We start from the raw sequence: 17,814 nt of genomic DNA on the forward strand, positions 1-17,814 counted from the left end.
TGTGCGAAGCACTAACCTCCATTGGCCCTTATTAGCCTCTCGTGGTCAGCCATGGTTCGGGACTCGAGCGCGCGCCGTGGCACGCCGTTGAGGAGGCTCACCGCGATCGGCGAAGTAAGCGCACGCAAGGCCAGCGGATTGAGTTTTGCTCGTGTCCAGATGTGGAGCATACCGGAGGAGTAGAAGCGCATATCGAAGCGCTTCGCGATGAACTCCAGGGTCGATCGCCGAAAGAAGGTAATGTGCTGGCCGGTGGGGAAGGCGTAGTACCACCACGCCTCCGGTGCGGGAGGGTCGCCGCTGAAGAGTTCGGTGGTGAAGATGATGGTGTCGGTGCCCGTTGTTTCGAGGAGCTCGGCCACGAAACTGACCGGGTCGGGGAGATGCTCCATCACTTCGAACGCGGTGACAGCCGTATATGGGCCGCCGGAATTCGGGACCGCCTCGAAGCCGCGGGCGGTCAGGTTGGGCGAGTACTTGTCGGTCCAGTAGTAGTCGAAGCCGATATCGCGCATCAGGCGGGTGAAAATGCCGTAGCCCCCGGCCGCATCAAGGAACCGGCCGTGTCGATCAAAGAGAAAGTAAAGGAGCACCGACGTCGTCCGGGCCAAGTGGAAGTTGCGCCACAGGATTCCGGTATCCGCCGACGCCACGGGGCTCGTATACGCTTCGTCCAGCCAATGGGGGTCTTCGGCCTGCAAGCCACCGCAGTTCTCGCAGAAATAGAACGCGGAGTCGTACTTGCTCAGCACCTTCTGTCTGAACGCCAGCCTGGTGCTCGAACTGCAGATGCGGCACTGCACGGCATCAAACCCTTCTGAGCGCCTCCCGCTAGTCAGCAATTGCGGAAGCAGGACAACCCGAACCTACGGCACTTTCAGTGAGACGGGCAAGCCTCCCGAACGCAGACGCGCCGTCGTGACAACTATGCGCTGGCCGAGCGATCGCGAGAGCGATGGAGTGGCACACACTGATTGTAGGGTGACTTCTTACCCTCCTTCTGGTACTGGCAGGAGATCTCTCCCGGCGGCAACCCTCTTCATTTACGGCGGTGCCCGTGATACGTGACTTGCAGGGCGCTTTGCTGACCAGGCCCAGGTCGTACACTCGCGGATTACGCCCGGCTCTTCCCGCCAGGAACCAAATTTTTTCGATCCGGCAGGGTAGGTCCGGTGCGATCGCCGACGAGCCTCTAGCCGTGATCGGCCTGCGGTAGCGGTTCAGTGACTCGGCGATCGATTCTCGCGCAAGGCGCGGTTGCGCACTCTGTGTCGACGCGGCCCGACCACCCGGCTTGCCTGATACGCGCTGGATTGGGCAACTGTGCGTAATCGAGTTCGATCCGCATTGCGCCAAAGGCGTCGGGCGAGCTTAGCGCGGGGGTCGGTGGTGCGCTGGCGCCAAACTGCGCACCACATGAGTTGCGCGTCGGATGTGTTGATGGGCTTCAACGGATTGACAATGACGGTGGCGGCACGCTAATGGGAGGTGGCGAGTAAAGTGACCAAGACCGCGTCGATATCGCAGTCACCTTCATCCCGGACATCCGACGGTCTTTCAGCTCCGAACGGTGTGAGCGCACGCTGGTGAGAATAGGATAAACGTGAAACTTTACTTGAACCCATTCGCTATATGGACAGAACTTCTGAAGTCGGGTGAGGAGAAGCAGCGCGCTCTCATCGGTCGCCAGTTGGCATGGCGGGTGCGGGAGCTGAAGTCAATTGAAAGCCTCTCCGATGTGGAGTTCTCAATCTTTAGCCAATTTGGAGACGACGGCATTATCCAGTGGCTCATTCACCGGCTTTCGGGCGTCACTGACACGTTCGTAGAATTTGGGGTGGGAAACTACCAGGAGGCGAACACCAGATTCCTGCTCATGAACAACAACTGGCGAGGCCTAGTCATGGATGGCTCCAGTCAACATGTCGACTTCATTAGACGTGATCAGCTCTCATGGCGGCATGACCTTCAGAGCGAATGCGCCTTCGTGACCGCAGAGAACATCGACCAGTTGCTGTTGGATCACGGGTTTGAGGGGGACATCGGCATTTTGCATATCGATATAGACGGCAATGACTATTGGGTGTGGCGTGCCCTAACAGCTGTACGCCCGGCGATCGCCATCATCGAATACAACAGCGTGTTCGGAGCGGAGCACGCGGTCACGATTCCTTATGACCCGAAGTTCTGTAGGGGGGAACGCGCTAGCAATCTGTACTTCGGTGCCTCTCTGCCCGCACTCTGCAATCTGGCCCAATCCAAGGGATACGACTTCATTGGCAGCAATAGCGCGGGCAACAATGCCTACTTCGTCCGATCCGAACTGCCGCATGGCCTCAAGCCCCTTTCCGCGAAGGAAGGCCATGTGGTTTCCAGGTTCGGGAGCCCAATGGATAGCAATGGCCTGCGGACCTACCTCCGTGGTGAGCGCCGGCTGGCTTCGCTTAGAGGATTGCCAGTGGTTAACACGCGGACGGGCGCTGAAGAACAGCTATAAGCCGCGTTCTTGCCAGCGCATCTTGGCTATTGGTCGGTGCCTTCCGGCGGCGATTCCCAGACTCCGCTGGTCGGAAAGCTTGAGTCCAATCGGTTTGCTCAGGGATTGGCCAGGCACGGTAGCAACATCTCACTTGCCTCGACAACTACTATTGGATGTCCCGCCGTCGTGGCATACAACGAGGAGTGAGACGTCCACGCTGGGCTATGGGACGCGTGGGGACAAGCATGAATCTGCAGAAGTAGGTACCGAGTGAAGCGAGCGCTCATAACCGGAATCACCGGCCAGGACGGTTCGTACCTTGCTGAATTGCTGCTGAGCAAGGGATACGAGGTCCACGGGCTCATCCGTCGCGCATCGACGTTCAACACGTCGCGGATCGATCACCTTTACGTCGATCCGCACCAGCCGGACGCACGGCTGTTCTTGCACTACGGTGACCTCAGCGACGGCACTCGTTTGGTGACTTTGCTCAGCACCATCGACCCCGACGAGGTGTACAACCTTGCAGCCCAGTCGCATGTGCGCGTCAGCTTCGACGAACCGGTGCACACCGGCGACACCACGGGTATGGGATCGATCCGGCTGCTTGAAGCTGTCCGGCTCTCGCGGGTGGACTGCCGCTTCTATCAGGCGTCCTCGTCGGAGATGTTCGGCGCGTCTCCGCCGCCGCAAAACGAGCAAACACCGTTCTATCCACGATCGCCCTATGGCGCGGCGAAGGTCTACGCGTACTGGGCGACCCGCAACTATCGGGAAGCCTACGGATTGTTTGCGGTAAACGGCATCTTGTTCAATCACGAATCCCCGCGTCGGGGAGAGACATTCGTGACCCGGAAGATCACCCGGGCCGTGGCACGGATCAAAGCCGGGCTCCAGGCAGACGTCTACATGGGAAACCTGGACGCCGTCCGCGACTGGGGTTATGCGCCGGAGTTTGTCGAGGGGATGTGGCGGATGCTGCAGGCCCCCGAGCCCGAGGACTTCGTCTTGGCCACCGGGCGCGGCTACACCGTGCGTGAGTTCGCTCAGACTGCATTTGACCATGCCGGGCTCGACTGGCAGAAATATGTGAAGTTCGACGAACGCTATCTGCGGCCCACCGAGGTGGATTCGCTGATCGGCGACGCGAACAAGGCCGCCCAATCGCTCGGATGGAAGGCCTCTGTCCACACCGGCGAACTCGCGCGGATCATGGTCGACGCGGACGTTGCGGCGTTGGAGTGCGATGGCAAGCCATGGATCGACAAGCCAATGCTGCCCGGTTGGGCCTGAGCAGCACGGTGGACACGTCGGTGGGCGTCCTTGACCGGGCATTGCCGGTATTTATCGCCGGGCACCGCGGGTTGGTTGGGTCTGCCCTGTTGCGAAAGTTTCACGCGGAGGGATTCGCCAATGTTCTTGTGCGGCCACACAATCAACTTGACCTGACGGATCGAGCTGCGACGTTCGATTTCGTTCTGGAGTCCAGGCCTCAGGTCATCATCGACGCGGCAGCAAAAGTCGGCGGCATCATGGCCAACGACGCTTATCCGGTCGATTTCTTGTCCCAAAACCTGCAGATCCAGGTCAACTTGCTGGATGCAGCCGTCGCCGCCCGGGTGCCGCGGCTGCTATTCCTGGGCTCGTCGTGCATATACCCGAAACACGCGCCGCAGCCCATGAAGGAGAGTGCGCTGCTCACCGGTCCCCTAGAGCCCACGAACGAGGCATATGCGATCGCCAAAATCGCCGGCATCCTTCAGGTCCAGGCGGTCAGACGTCAACATGGACTGGCGTGGATTTCTGCGATGCCAACCAACCTGTACGGACCGGATGACAACTTTTCCCTTTCAGGCTCGCATCTGCTACCGGCGCTCATTCGCAGGTATGAGGAGGCCATGGCTGGCGGCGCCGGCGAGGTGACAAATTGGGGCACCGGAACCCCCCGGCGTGAGTTGCTGCACGTCGACGATCTGGCGAGCGCCTGTCTATACCTTCTTGAACACTTCGACGGTCCGAATCACGTCAACGTCGGCACCGGCATCGACCACACCATCAGCGAGATCGCCGCGATGGTGGCCGCCGCGGTGGGCTACACCGGCGAAACCCGTTGGGATGCAACAAAACCTGACGGAACACCGCGGAAATTGCTAGATGTTTCGGTATTGCGGAACGCTGGATGGTCGCCCCAGATTGCGCTGCGCGACGGCATCGAGGCAACCGTGGCTTGGTATCGCGCGAAGTCCGGTGCGGCGAGAAAATGAATGCGCTCCGGTGACTTGGTGCTAGGACGCGGGGCGGTCAGAGTAACGACGGCAAGCGGGGGAGGAGCGCGTCGGTTGCCAACCTTGCCGACCGCTGCTTGCGTGTTAGTGTGACGCCGTGGATTTGTTCCGCCGTGGGGGTTTGATTGCACGTAGCACCACCTTCGAAGTGTCGCGTCCTTATTCGGAGAAGGGCGCGAAGCGTCAGTTCGTTAAGCAACTTGAGTCGCGTGGGATAAGCGTCGTCTTCGATGTCGGGGCCAATTCTGGCCAATACGCCACCGACCTCAGGATGGCGGCGTACACGGGCCGGATCATCTCATTCGAACCCCTATCGGGACCGTTCTCGCTGCTGGAACGTAACGCATTGAAGGACCCACTTTGGCACTGCCGGCGGTGCGCCCTGGGTGACGTTGACGGCACCATCTCGATAAACGTCGCCGGCAACGCCGGCGCAAGTAGTTCCATCTTGCCGATGTTGAAGAGCCATCAGGACGCCTTTCCTCCGGCGAATTATGTTGGAACGGAAGAGGTCCCGATACACCGGCTCGATTCGGTGGCGACTGAATTGCTGCAGCCGGCGGACAAGGTTTTCCTGAAGATCGACGTCCAGGGATTCGAGAAGCAGGTCATCGCCGGCGGCAAGCAAACGGTGGGTGACCGTTGCCTCGGCATGCAACTCGAACTGTCCTTCCTGCCCCTGTACGAAGGCGGCATGCTCATTCGTGAGGCGCTCGACCTCGTGTATTCCTTCGGCTTCACGTTGACGGGTTTGTTGCCCGGTTTCACCGACCCTCGCGACGGGCGGATGTTGCAGGCTGACGGGATCTTCTTCCGTGAGGATGATTGAGGATCCCGGGCGGACGGCTACTCGCTTGGATGGCAGATTTGACGGCGTTTGGTTTCTTGTGTGAATACGTATTCCAGGAAGCGCAGGTAGTACTGCCAGGAGCGCAGATAAGCCCGCGAGATTCGCCGGCCACCCAGGGGATACCGGCCATGCAAGTCCCACATGCGGCGCAGGTCATGGAACACCACGCTTGGGTGGCGATTGGTACCAACACCGGTGGTGTCAAAATCGCATAACACGCGCCGGATCGTAATCGGCTCCCGCGCCAGCGCAGCTCGCAAAATGAACTCTTGATCGGCGGCGACTCCGAAATCGAGGTCGTAGCCACCTAACTTGCGCACGAGCGATGACCCAAAAAACGACGCCTGATGCGGAACCACCTGCAGGCCGGCGAGGAACTTGCGGAGACTAAAGGGTATCGGGCCACGGACGCGCCCGAGGCCGACCAGGTTATCCATGCCGAAGCCCCACACTTCGCGTGCGGGGCCCCGGCCCGAGATTGCCTCCACGGCCTGAGCCACCGCGTCGGGATCGGAGAATCGATCGCCGGAGTGCATGAACCACAGCAGATCACCGGACGCGTGGGCGATGCCCTGGTTCATCGCGTCGTACCTTCCGCCGTCGGGCTCGGACTGCCAATACGCAAATCCCGGCTCACACTTGGACAGATACGCCACCACGTCGTCACCGGACCCCCCGTCGATGACGATGTGCTCGATGCGTCCGCCGTAGCGCTGAGCCCGCACGCTATCCACCGTCCGCTTGAGCCCGTCTAAATCGCGAAATGAGATCGTTATCACCGAGATGGTCGGAGCCGGCATCACCAACTTCCCCCTAACATTTGTTGCTGCCCGGCCCCGCGGGACTGTTTGTGCTTCTTCGGCGTTTGGGACCGGATGGCCAGACGTCGGCAAGTCCCCGTCGGCTCGGCGCAACGGCAAGCAGCCTGCGCCTTATGGTCGTGAGCCGCTGCGCGGGCGTCGCCCAGTGGTGTTGCAGCGCAAGCATTGCGAACCGCGGGTGTTGCGCGATGGTTTTCTCGAGTGCGGCGCGACCTTCGGGACCCGGGACCTTGGCGATCTGATGCAGGATCCAGTCGGCCATCACGGCAATGAGTTGCTGGCGCACCGTGTCGCCCTCGAACAGGTCGAACATGGCATCGAACGTCGCCGCATGCCCGGGACCTTGCGTCAACCAGAACTTTGGCGGATCCACAACCTGGTTGTGCCACATGCCTTCTGCGTGTCGGCGGTAGACGGCCATCGTTTCCGGCAGCATAGCGATGTCGCCATGGGCCGCGTGCAGGACATGTAAGTACCAGTCCAGGGGCATGATGTCGCGGGGGATGTCGTCGTAGCGCTGGAGGCGGCGGTACATGACGGAGTTGGTCTGGATGAAGTTCATCAAGAGGAGGGCTTCTAAGCTGAGGTTGCCCCGCAGGTAGATCGGGGGGAACTTCGAATCGTCAGCGCGACCGTCGTCCCACATCACTCGTACCGGATGGAAGCACACCGCTGTGTCCGGGTGCTGGTCGAGGAATGCTACCTGTTTGCTGAGCTTCAGGGGATCGGTCCAGAAATCGTCGCCCTCGCAGAGCGCAACATACTGGCCGCGAGCGATCGACAGGGCCCCGACGAGGTTCGCGTTGAGCCCGAGGTTCTCGGGCCGAAAGATCGGCCGGAATAGCTGAGGGTAGCGCTCGACGTACTCCCCGATGATCATCGTCGTCGCATCGGTCGAGGCATCGTCGGCGACGACGACCTCCACGGGGAAGTCGGTTTGCTGAGCGACAAAACTGTCGAATGCCTGGCGGACGTAGGCCTCCTGGTTATGCGTGGTCGTTACGATGCTCACCTTGGGGGAGTTCGTTCCCGTCTCTTCCGTCAGCGCCGGCCTCCTTCCATAACGACGGCAAGGACCCGCACGTCCTCGTCAGGGGGCTCCTGCTGGGCCCTCCACCGGCAACGCCTCACGAGCGGGACTCGGCGGCGCGGCGATAGCCGCGCACGGCGAGTGGAATGAACGCCGCGAGCAACACCACCGCCCAAAGGAGTGTCATCGCCAGAGGCAACACCAGCTCTCCGCCGTGGGCCAGCGCCCACATCGTTTCGATGGGCGGCGACATCGGTTGAAAGCGGACCAGTGGTCGAAGCCAATCCGGGTAGAGCCCGATGGGAGTGGTACCGGGATTGAGAAACCCCAGCGAGACGGTGACGCCTACCAACCACGTCATGACGGCTCGGCCGTTGGCGCGGACGGCCAGTGCCATCACCAATGCCGTGAACCCGACCACGGTTATCGACGGAATCAGCACGTAAATCAGCACCGTCAACCAGCCGTGCGTGAAGCGCAGCCCTAATACGATCCCAACGCTGGTAACCAGGACCGTCCCGAGGAGCGCCCGCACTACATCGGCGGCCATACGTCCGACGAGCACGCTGGCCCGGTGAACCGGCATCACCCACATCCGGCTGAGCAACCCCACCTCACGCTCGATTTGTATGCCGACTGAGCCGCCCAGGGCACCGAATAAAGCGGACAGCACTGCGCACAGCGGGACCAAGCCGTAAACGCTGTCGACGCCCGTGACTGCGCGCACCCGCTCGCCCAGCACCACTTGGTAGATCAGCATCAGGGAGATGGGAAACAGAAGCGATCCCGACAGCACACCATAGTCACGCCGCCACCGCGTAAAGAGTCGACCGGCTTGCACCCAGCTTTGGGCCAGCAGCGAGCCTTGAACACCGGACCGCGACGTCACCGAGCCCGCCTCTGCATCCGCAGCGTGATCGCGCCGAACACCAGCACCATGCCCACGCACCAAACCGCGCTGGCGGCCAAATTGCTGACCGCAACGTGCCCACCTGCCAAGCCGCGCAGCGTCTCGGCAACCTGGGACACCGGCTGGTTGCGCACGTACGGGCGCAGCCAGCCAGGAAAGGTTTTTTCCGGGGCGATTCCGGTGGAGAGCATGAACAGCAGCAGCTGGGGGACGAACAGCACGTGGCTGACCCCTTGCAAACTGCTTGAACTCGACCCCAGCGCATCGGCACCCAACGCCACGGCTAGGCAGAGCAGCAACGCGACGAAAACAAATGCCAGCGCATAGACTGGGCCGCCGGTCATCCGGAATCCGAAGGCATAACCGGCGATCAAAGCAACCAAGAGGGTAAGGGTGGCCCGCATCAGGGTCGCCGCCATGCGGGCGCTCACGGGCACCGCTGCGGCCATCGGCAGCGTCGCCAACCTCTCGCCCAGGGCAGACAAGCGATCACGTGCCGCGCGGTCCCCGGTCAACAGGGCTACAAAAACGACCGATTGCACGACGACCGCAGGCAGGAGATACTGCGCATAACTGACCCGGCCGGTGTCAACCAAGCCGCGCAGCGCCACGCTGAACCCTGCTAAATACCCGACGGGCGACGCCATTTCGTAGACCATCCCGCCATCGCGGACCGAAGAGATCAACGAGCGTTCGGTGAGGGCACCCAGGGCGCTCATGATTTGATGACAGCTCGTTCGGTGAGGTGCAGGAACGCCTCATCGAGCGAGGGTTTGCGTAGCGAGATATCGGCGAATTCGATGTCGATCGCATTGACCCGGCGAAACACCTCGCCCAGAGTCGCCAGCCCGTCGGGTGCGACCACCGACACCGAGTTCGTGTCGGCGTCGACATCGATCCCGTCCAAGCCTGCCAGTGCCGCCGCGACCTGAGGCAGATCAGCCGGATTGGCCGGAGTCACCTCACAGTAGCTCGTACCCACCCGGCTCTTGAGCTCCTCGGCGGTGCCGCTGGCTATCACCTCTCCATGGCCGATGACGACGATCGAATCGCTCAGCACATCGGCCTCTTCCAAGTACTGCGTGGTCAGCAACACGGTGATGCCCTGACGGGCCAACGAGCTCACCAGGGCCCACACGGTACGGCGGCTGCGGGGGTCCAGCCCCGTGGTCGGCTCGTCTAGAAAGAGCACCTTCGGAAGCACCATTAGGGCGCTGGCGAGGTCGACGCGTCGCCACATGCCTCCGGAATAGGTGGACACCCGCCGGTCGGCGGCCGCGACGAGGTCGAACTGCTCAAGTAGCTCGCCAGCGCGGGCATTTGCCTCCCTGCGACGAAGGCCACGCAACCGGCCGAACAACACCAGGTTCTCCCGGCCGCTGAGCAGCGGGTCCATCGAGGCGAACTGGCCGGCCACCCCGATGCTCGCACGCACCCGGGCGGGCTCGCGAGAGATGTCGTATCCGGCGACGGTGGCACGACCCGAAGTCGGCCGGATCAGCGTGGAGAGGATGTTGATGGTGGTCGTCTTGCCGGCGCCATTGTGGCCGAGAAGGCCGCACACCGTCCCCTCCGGGACCGAGAAGCTCACGCCACGCAACGCTGGCGTGCTCTTCCCGAATGTCTTTGTGAGGCCGTCAACCTCGATCGCCAGTGGACTCACAGTGGCGAGTATTTCATGGTGGTTGCACGCATGTTGGCCATATTCGTAGGGGAGGACGACACTATCCGAGACATAGCTAACCTTCTCCGCTGCGGCGGTTAGACCGACGGCTCCTAGACGGACGGCCGCGGAATTTCGGCTGTCGGTGCGTCATCGTCGTGTCCGCCACCGTGCAACAGCAACGAACGCACCAGCGGACGCGGTCCCTCCGCCCGAAGCATTTGGCTCGCGGGGCGCGGACGAACTATCTGCGGCCACCAGAACCAACGTCCCAGCAGCCTGGCGATAGACGGTGTCATGAACGAGCGGACGATCAAGGTGTCGAACAATAGCCCCAGGCCGATGGTGGTACCCACCTGGCCGATAATCCGCAGATCGCTGGCCGCCATCGAGGCCATCGTGAACGCGAACACCAGGCCCGCATTCGTCACGACTTTACCGGTACCACCCATCGCACGAATGATGCCGGTATTTATACCGCCGGCTATTTCCTCTTTCATCCGGGACACTAGCAGCAAGTTATAGTCGGACCCCACCGCCAGCAGGACGATCACAGACATCGGCAGCACCATCCAGTACAAGTTGATGCCCAGAATGTATTGCCAGATCAGTACCGAAAGCCCGAACGATGAGCCGAGCGAAAGGGCCACCGTGCCAACAATAACCAGTGCGGCCACAAAGCTTCGCGTGATGATCAGCATGATGATGAAAATAAGGCAGAGCGCCCCGACACCCGCGATAAAGAGATCGTATGTGGAGCCATCACGGAAGTCTTTGAATGTCGACGCGGTGCCGGCGATAAAGATCTTGGAAGGCTCCAGCGGTGTCGTCTTGAGCGCCTCCTCGGCAGCCGTCCTGATCTTATCGATACGAGCGAGGCCGTCGGGTGACGCGGGATCGCCTTTGTGCGAAATGATGAATCGAGCCGCCTTACCGTCCGGGGACAAAAATTGACTCATCGCACGCTTAAAGTCCGCGTTGTTGAAGATGTCGGGGGGTAGGAAAAAGGAATCATCGTCTTTGGCGGCGTCGAACGTCGCCCCCATAGCGGTGGCGTTCTCTTTCTGGTTATTCATTTGGCCAAGCGTTCCGGACATGGTGCTGTAGGCCGTCAGGAGCATGTTTCGCGCGTCTTCCGCAACTGCGATGGTCGGCGGGAAGACCTCGAGCAACTGGGGCAACAGCACGTCCATCTTGTTTAGATCGACAATGAGCTCGCCTAGCTTATCGCTCAGTGTATCGACCCCATCGAGTGTGTCAAACACATTCCTGAGTGACCAGCATATGGGGATATCGTAGCAGTGCCGCTCCCAGTAGAAATAACTTCGAATCGGCCTGTAAAAGTCCTCAAAATCGCTCAAGTGATCCCTGATCTCAGCTATAACGGCGCTCATTTCTTTAGTTTTGCCGATCGAGTCGTGAGTTATAGCGGTGATCTGCTTCTGCAGTTCGTACATGCGCTTCATCATCGAGATCTGATAAGTCAGCATATCCGCCTGCTTGAGCATATCGTTCGTACGGTCTTTGATGTATTTTTGATCTTGCTGCATAACCGCATATTGCATTTGCAGCAAAAATGGTATTGACGTGTGTTGAATCGGCGTGCCCTCGGGACGGGTTATGCCCTGCACCCGAGAGATGCCGTGAACTTTGAATATCGCCTTAGCTAGTCTGTGCAGGACCAGGAAATCCGCGGGATTGCGCATATCGTGATCTGATTCGATCATCACGATTTCGGGCATCATTCGTGATTGAGAGAAATGGCGATCGGCAGCCGCGTATCCCACATTCGCGGCTATGTCATTGGGCATGTAGAGTCGGTTGTTGTAGCTCGTCTGGTAGCCGGGCAATGTCAACAGCCCGACCACTGCGATTGCTATCGTCGCCGCGAGGATGGGCACGGGCCAGCGGACAATCGACGTACCGATCCGGCGCCATCGACCGAACGCGAGAATCCGCTTGGGGTCGAATAGGCCGAAGCCACTCCCGATGGTGAGCACCGCGGGAACCAGCGTGAGCGCGATCACGACCGCCACGAGCATGCCCACGGCGCACGGCATACCCATGGTCTGGAAAATGGGCATGCGGGTAAAGCCCAAGCACAACATCGCCCCGGCGATCGTCAAGCCCGAACCCAATACGACCGGAGCCACCCCGCGGTAGGTGGTGTAGAAGGCAGTTTCCCGGTCCTCGCCAGCCTGACGTGCCTCTTGATATCGACCGAAGAAGAATATCGCGTAATCGGTTCCGGCGGCCATTGCGAGCGCCACCAGCAAGTTCACGGCAAAAGTGGAGAGCGCGACGAGACTATGATCGCCGAGGAACGCAACGATTCCCCTGGCGGCAAGGACCTCGATCCCCACGGTGACCAGCAACAGAATTACGGTGAGGACCGACCGGTAGACGAAAAGCAGCACCACAAAAATTATCAGCGCGCCAACTGCGGTCATCTTCAGAATGGATCTGTCACCAGCCTGCTGCATATCCGATAAGAGCGCTGATGGCCCGGTGACATAAACCTTGAGTGCCGGAGGCGGTGGTGTCCGCGCGATGATATTGCGTACTGCGGCAATGGAGTCCTGGCCCAAGGTCGTGCCTTGGTTGCCGGCAAGATTCAGTTGCACATAAACGGCCTTGCCATCGTCACTCTGCGCGCCCGCCGCCGTCAGTCGATCTCCCCAGAGATCCTGCACATGCTCGACATGCTTCGGGTCTGCTTTTAGGGCGCGGACCAGTTGGTCATAGTAGTTGTGAACGTCGTCGCCGAGGCGCTGCTGCCCCTCCAGCACGACCATCGCAATACTGTCCGAATCGGACTCTTTGAAGTCCCTTCCCATGCGCTGCATGGCCTGTACCGCCGGTGCATCTTGCGGAGCCAATGGCACGGAATGCTCTCGGCCGACCGTCTCCAACCATGGAACACCGAAAGTCACAAGCAACGTCAGCGCCACCCACGCCAGGATGATGAGCACCGAAAGTCGGCGGATGCTCCGGGCGACGAAAGGGGCTCGAGCGTGTTCGTTGCTCATTCGGCCCTCAACAGCCAGGTATCGCGAGCATTCAGTTGGTGCGCGATCCTCGCAGCCTTGACCACACCGTCCACGTCGGCGCAGCGGCGAATGTCGTCCCTAATGTGCTGTGTCACGATGTTCCCCACGGTCGCGGTCCCTGTCCTGGAAGTGGAAGTCCGCCAGTTACAACGGCTGCTTGAGCAACAACGAACGAACCAACGGGCGGGGCCCCAACGGCCGAAGCAATGAGCTGGCGGGTCGCGGACGCACTCGTTGCGGCCACCAGAACCAGCGTCCCAGCAACGCGGCGACCGACGGCGTCATAAATGCGCGTACGACCAACGTGTCGAACAGCAGACCCAACCCGATCGTCGTGCCCGTCTGAGCGACGCTGCGCAGGTCACTCACCCCCATCGAAGCCATGGTGAACGCAAACACCAGACCCGCATTCGTCACCACTTTGCCGGTTCCGGCCATCGCCCGGATAATGCCGGTGTTGATACCAGCGGCCAATTCCTCCTTCATCCGGGAGACCAGCAGCAAGTTGTAGTCGGATCCCACCGCCAAGAGGACGATCACGGATGTCGACAGCACCGTCCAGTGCAGTTGTAGGCCAAGAAGATTCTGCCAGACGAGCACCGCCAGCCCATAGGACGCGCCCATTGAAAGCAACACCGTACCGACGATCACCAACGCGGCAATAAAACTTCGCGTCATGATCAGCATGATGATGAAAATGAGGCAGATTGCGGCGACCCCAGCAATCAAGAGATCCCATTTGGAGCCGTCCACGATGTCTTTCGTGATAGCCGCGGTCCCGGTGAGGTAGATCTTGGCATCCTCTAACGGGGTTCCCTTGAGCGCCTCCTCGGCCGCCGTTTTAATGGGCTCCACGCGCGAAAGGCCTTGCGGCGTCGCGGGATCGCCCTTTTGCGAAATGAGCATACGGACAGCTTTTCCGTCGGGCGACATAAAGATCTTCTCGACCCGTTTGAAGGCCTCCGAGTCATTGATAATTCCCGGTGGCAGGTAGAAAGAATCCTCGTTCCTGGATGCGTCGAAAGCCTGCCCCATCGCGGCCGAATTATTGCCCTGCGATTCCATCTGGCCCATGACGCCGGCCATGGTGCTGTGCATCGTCAGCATCATGGTCCGCATGCTCTGCATGGTTTCGATCATGGGTGGCAGCAGCACGACGATTTGCGGCAGCAGCACGTCGAGTTGATCCAAGTCCGCCACTAGCTCTTTGAGCTTGTCGGTAACCTCGTCAACGCCGTCGAGTCCATCGAATATACTTCTTATCGCGAAGCAGACTGGAATGTCATAGCAGTGCCGTTCCCAGTAGAAGTAACTGCGAACCGGCCTGAAGAAATCTTCGAAATCGGCAAGGCGCCCACGCAATTCCTCGGTGATCTCTTCCATCTCATGCGTTTTGCCGACCATGTGATGGGTCACTGCGACGAGTTCCTTCATCAGGCCGTACATGTGTTGCATGATCTGGATCATTTGCGCCAGCTCTTCGGCCTGCTTCAGCATGTCATCCATGCGGTCCTTCTGGAACGCCATGTTTACTTGCTGGCTCGCCTGCGACATGCTCACGATCCAGGGGATCGTCGTGTGCTCGAGCGGGATGCCCTCGGGCCGGGTTACTGACTGCACGGTGGAAACGCCCGGAACCGCAAGAACGCCCTTGGCTACCTTATTCAGGACGATCATATCGGCCGGATTGCGTAGGTCATGATCGCTCTCGAGCAACAAAATCTCAGGCATCATCGTTCGCGATTGAGGAAAGTGGCGCTGTGCGGCGGCATTTCCCACACTTGCGGGGATATCATCGGGAATGAATTTTTGATCGTCATAGCTGGGTTTGTAATTAGGCAGGGTCAATAGACCGATAAGTGCAACCGCTAAGGTCGTGACGAGAATGGGTGCCGGCCATCGAACGATCGCCGTGCCAATCCGCCGCCAACGATGGGTCGTAATCACCCGCTTCGGGTCGAACAGGCCGAAACGGCCGCCGACCACAAGAAGTGCCGGCGCGAGCGTGAGGGCAACTAGAACCGCAACCGTGATGCCAATGGCGCAAGGGATGCCCAGTGGCTGGAAATAGGGCAACCGGGTGAAATTGAGGCAGAAAACCGCCCCGGCGATCGTCAGCCCCGAAGCCAAGACAACCTTGGCCACCCCGCCAAATGTGGTGTAGAAAGCCGTTTCCCGGTCTTCGCCGGCTTGACGCGCTTCCTGATATCGCCCGACGAAGAATATGCCGTAGTCCGTTCCCGTCGCGATGACCGCGGCGACCAGCAGGTTGACGGCGAAGGTAGTGAGGCCCAATAGCTGAAGATGACCAAGGAAAGCCACTATGCCTCGCGCCACTTGCAGTTGGAGCCCGACCATCAGCAACAGGAGGATTACGGTCGTGATCGACCGGTAGACGAAGAGCAAGGTAATGAAGATCACCGCGAGGCTCGTAACGGTGACCAGCATGACGGTCTTTTGACCGGCGATGTTCATGTCCGCAACTGTCGGTGCGGGGCCCGTAACATAGGCCTTTAATCCATTCGGCGGGGGTGTCCGCGCCACTATTTGTCGAACTGCTGCTACCGATTGGTCTCCCGAGGCCCCGCCCTGGCTTCCGGAAAGTTGGACCTGCACGTACACGGCCTTTGAGTCGGAACTTTCCGCGGCTTTCGACGTGACCGGATCGCCCCAGAAGTCCTGGACGTTTTGGACGTGCTTCGTGTCGGCTCGCAATTGACGAATTAATTGGTCGTAGTACTTGTGCGCTTCGTCGCCGAGGGGTTGCTGACTCTCCAAGACGATCATGGCCAAAGCGCCCGAATTGGTTTCCTTGAAGTCCTTGCCCAGGTGCTCCATCGCCTTAAACGAGGGTGCGGCAACCGGACTCAGCGAGACTGCATTCTCTGCCTCGACCTGCTCCAGCGGGGGAACGCCAATAGCCACGACGACGGCGATCCCCAGCCACCCCAAGATGATGGGAATCGAAAGCCTATGGATCATGCGCGCAACGAATGGCGGCCTGGCGCGTTCGTCCGCCATATGGACGTCGCTATGTGCGTCGCTCATGTGGCCGTCAACATGCAGTAGGTGAAGGCGTTCAATTCGTGCGAAACCCTCTCGGCTTTTACGACACCGTCAACCACGATACGACAGCCAAGACTATCGCCATTGCCCTGTGCCACAACGTTTCCCAAGATTGAGGGCAGCGTTGTCGAAATATCGAAGGACCACGGCACGGACTGTCCGTTAACATGCACCGGGTTACCGTCGACGTCGAAATAGCTGATGTCGGCAGTCGTCCCGGGCGGCCCGAAGATCTCGTACCTTATGTGCTTCGGGTTAAAAGGTTTGGTGTCTTTTATCCTGGTGTCGGCATACGACTCGCGCTTCTCGGACCCGAAAATGCCGTGCAACCGCGACACGGTCAATCCTCCGGCGGCCACCACGGCCACGATGAGCAGCGGGATCCAAAACCGCTTCAGCGCGGCAATAAAGTTAGATCCGCGGTGACGATACGTCTGGGACCCAGCTGGTCCCTGAGGCCCAGTTGAGGATCGGCGACCAATGCCTAGAAAGCCACCTCGGCGACCAGGCCGCTCACCAGCGTCCTGGTCTCGCGCGATGCCCCTATCGGGCCGGGCCCGCAGGTCGGGTTCGGTCACCGCACCCCCTTCTACCCATTCTCACGTCTCTTGTTATTCCGCCGGCCCGATCAAGCTGTTACATCTTGGGCGGCGCCACCAGTGAGGGCACTCCAATGCGGTGTACGTCGCAGACTAGTCGTGCTTCGGCACCCCATACGAGCCCCGCCCCCCGGGAGCGCGACCAGGTCTTCATGAGTAAACCACGCCAATGGTCTCCGTATCAGCCGCTTCGGCATTGAGATACGGGATCGTAATGCATACCGCGTGCATAACGGCATGTTTTAGATCGCCCGCCCGGATGGTTCACCCCGTTGGCGTCGGGTGGCACCACTCGGTCCGGAACGGCGCCCGCCCACCCCGCGGTCCGCCCTGCGGCCGAAGCCGCTGAGTGATCAGCGGCCGTAGTCAGCTAACGACGATCACCGCCCCGAGTCAATGGGTTCGGGGACGGCATTTCCGTGACCGCCCGTTGCCGTCGCAACGGCCGGCGCGGGCGTCCCAGAGAGGCCACTCGTCGCGCCGTTTGCTGCGCTGGAGTCGCCGCCGCCGCTGGTTCGCCTCTCGGTGATTTTCGCGCCGGCTTCGGGGCCGGTACTCTAGCCGGTGACAACCACCCAAAATTTCATCGTCCTAGCAGGCCGACCACGCCCGAACGCGAACCGCCCCGGTGAGCCATTGTTGCAGGTCACAGCAGCCAACGGCGGCAGCTGCGCAGCCCCGCACCAGCCCAATTCTTAGGCTGCGTTAAGAGCCTGACAGGTCACACCGGGAACTTTGTCCAAACCACGGACGCACGATGGTGCCTCCAGTAGGGTTTGGAACCGTTCCACTCATGTCAACTAGACATCCTGGAGAACCGTGAGCATCAACCCATTCGACGACGACAACGGCAGTTTTTTCGTCTTGGTAAACGACGAAGAGCAGCACAGCCTGTGGCCGGCCTTCGCCGATGTTCCAGCTGGCTGGCGAGTGGTGTACGGCGAGGCGGACCGCGCTGCGTGCTTGGAGTACATCGAACAGAATTGGCCCGACATTCGGCCAAAGAGTCTGCGCGACAAGCTCGCAACGGGTCGGGGTTTTGACCAGTAACGAGTCGGGGT

General features: G+C 60.4%; 14 protein-coding genes. 5 read left to right on the forward strand and 9 right to left on the reverse strand.

All coding sequences use genetic code 11. The features are described from left to right. Positions 1–11 precede the first annotated feature (11 nt). Positions 12–803, reverse strand: a complete 792-nt coding sequence (locus tag A5758_RS22945) for a class I SAM-dependent methyltransferase (protein WP_067744837.1) — start codon at positions 801–803, stop codon at positions 12–14. A gap of 800 nt (positions 804–1,603) precedes the next feature. Here A5758_RS22945 and A5758_RS22950 point away from each other — a divergent pair. From A5758_RS22950 to A5758_RS22965, 4 genes are all read left to right on the forward strand, one after another. Next, positions 1,604–2,497 (forward strand): NADH dehydrogenase, encoded by an 894-nt coding sequence (locus A5758_RS22950; RefSeq protein ID WP_067744840.1) that lies wholly within the window; start codon positions 1,604–1,606, stop codon positions 2,495–2,497. A gap of 252 nt (positions 2,498–2,749) precedes the next feature. Then, positions 2,750–3,772 (forward strand): GDP-mannose 4,6-dehydratase, encoded by a 1,023-nt coding sequence (gmd, locus tag A5758_RS22955; RefSeq protein ID WP_067744842.1) that lies wholly within the window; start codon positions 2,750–2,752, stop codon positions 3,770–3,772. Continuing rightward, on the forward strand, positions 3,736–4,743 hold the full coding sequence (locus A5758_RS22960; RefSeq protein ID WP_082939814.1) for a GDP-L-fucose synthase: 1,008 nt from the start codon (positions 3,736–3,738) through the stop codon (positions 4,741–4,743). The genes gmd and A5758_RS22960 overlap by 37 nt, the downstream gene beginning before the upstream one ends. A gap of 118 nt (positions 4,744–4,861) precedes the next feature. After that, entirely contained in the window at positions 4,862–5,593 is a 732-nt protein-coding gene (locus A5758_RS22965; protein WP_067744847.1) for an FkbM family methyltransferase, read from the forward strand. A gap of 17 nt (positions 5,594–5,610) precedes the next feature. Here A5758_RS22965 and A5758_RS22970 read toward each other — a convergent pair whose 3' ends face one another. The 8 genes from A5758_RS22970 to A5758_RS23005 form a co-directional block, all read right to left on the reverse strand. Next, complete coding sequence (locus A5758_RS22970) at positions 5,611–6,417, reverse strand: glycosyltransferase family 2 protein (protein ID WP_156622757.1); 807 nt, start codon at positions 6,415–6,417, stop codon at positions 5,611–5,613. A gap of 10 nt (positions 6,418–6,427) precedes the next feature. Continuing rightward, entirely contained in the window at positions 6,428–7,480 is a 1,053-nt protein-coding gene (locus A5758_RS22975) for a glycosyltransferase (protein WP_231987383.1), read from the reverse strand. An 82-nt stretch (positions 7,481–7,562) separates the two neighbouring features. Further along, on the reverse strand, positions 7,563–8,321 hold the full coding sequence (locus tag A5758_RS22980) for an ABC transporter permease (protein ID WP_067745090.1): 759 nt from the start codon (positions 8,319–8,321) through the stop codon (positions 7,563–7,565). A gap of 29 nt (positions 8,322–8,350) precedes the next feature. After that, a complete protein-coding gene (locus A5758_RS22985) occupies positions 8,351–9,094 on the reverse strand; it encodes an ABC transporter permease (RefSeq protein WP_067744855.1) in 744 nt (247 codons plus the stop codon). Next, a complete protein-coding gene (locus A5758_RS22990; RefSeq protein ID WP_067744857.1) occupies positions 9,091–10,038 on the reverse strand; it encodes a daunorubicin/doxorubicin resistance ABC transporter ATP-binding protein DrrA in 948 nt (315 codons plus the stop codon). Before A5758_RS22990 ends, A5758_RS22985 begins: the two co-directional genes overlap by 4 nt. A gap of 113 nt (positions 10,039–10,151) precedes the next feature. Then, positions 10,152–13,067: an RND family transporter gene (locus A5758_RS22995; RefSeq protein ID WP_067744866.1), complete on the reverse strand. Its 2,916-nt coding sequence runs from the start codon at positions 13,065–13,067 to the stop codon at positions 10,152–10,154. A gap of 165 nt (positions 13,068–13,232) precedes the next feature. Next, a complete protein-coding gene (locus A5758_RS23000; RefSeq protein ID WP_067745096.1) occupies positions 13,233–16,109 on the reverse strand; it encodes an RND family transporter in 2,877 nt (958 codons plus the stop codon). A gap of 23 nt (positions 16,110–16,132) precedes the next feature. Beyond that, positions 16,133–16,552 (reverse strand): MmpS family protein, encoded by a 420-nt coding sequence (locus tag A5758_RS23005; protein ID WP_067745093.1) that lies wholly within the window; start codon positions 16,550–16,552, stop codon positions 16,133–16,135. Positions 16,553–17,572: 1,020 nt separating this feature from the next. Between A5758_RS23005 and A5758_RS23010 the strand changes: the two genes are divergently transcribed. Continuing rightward, positions 17,573–17,803, forward strand: a complete 231-nt coding sequence (locus A5758_RS23010; RefSeq protein WP_066950804.1) for an MbtH family protein — start codon at positions 17,573–17,575, stop codon at positions 17,801–17,803. Positions 17,804–17,814: the final 11 nt, after the last annotated feature.

Source organism: Mycobacterium sp. 852014-50255_SCH5639931 (assembly GCF_001665605.1).
Lineage (GTDB): Bacteria > Actinomycetota > Actinomycetes > Mycobacteriales > Mycobacteriaceae > Mycobacterium > Mycobacterium paraffinicum.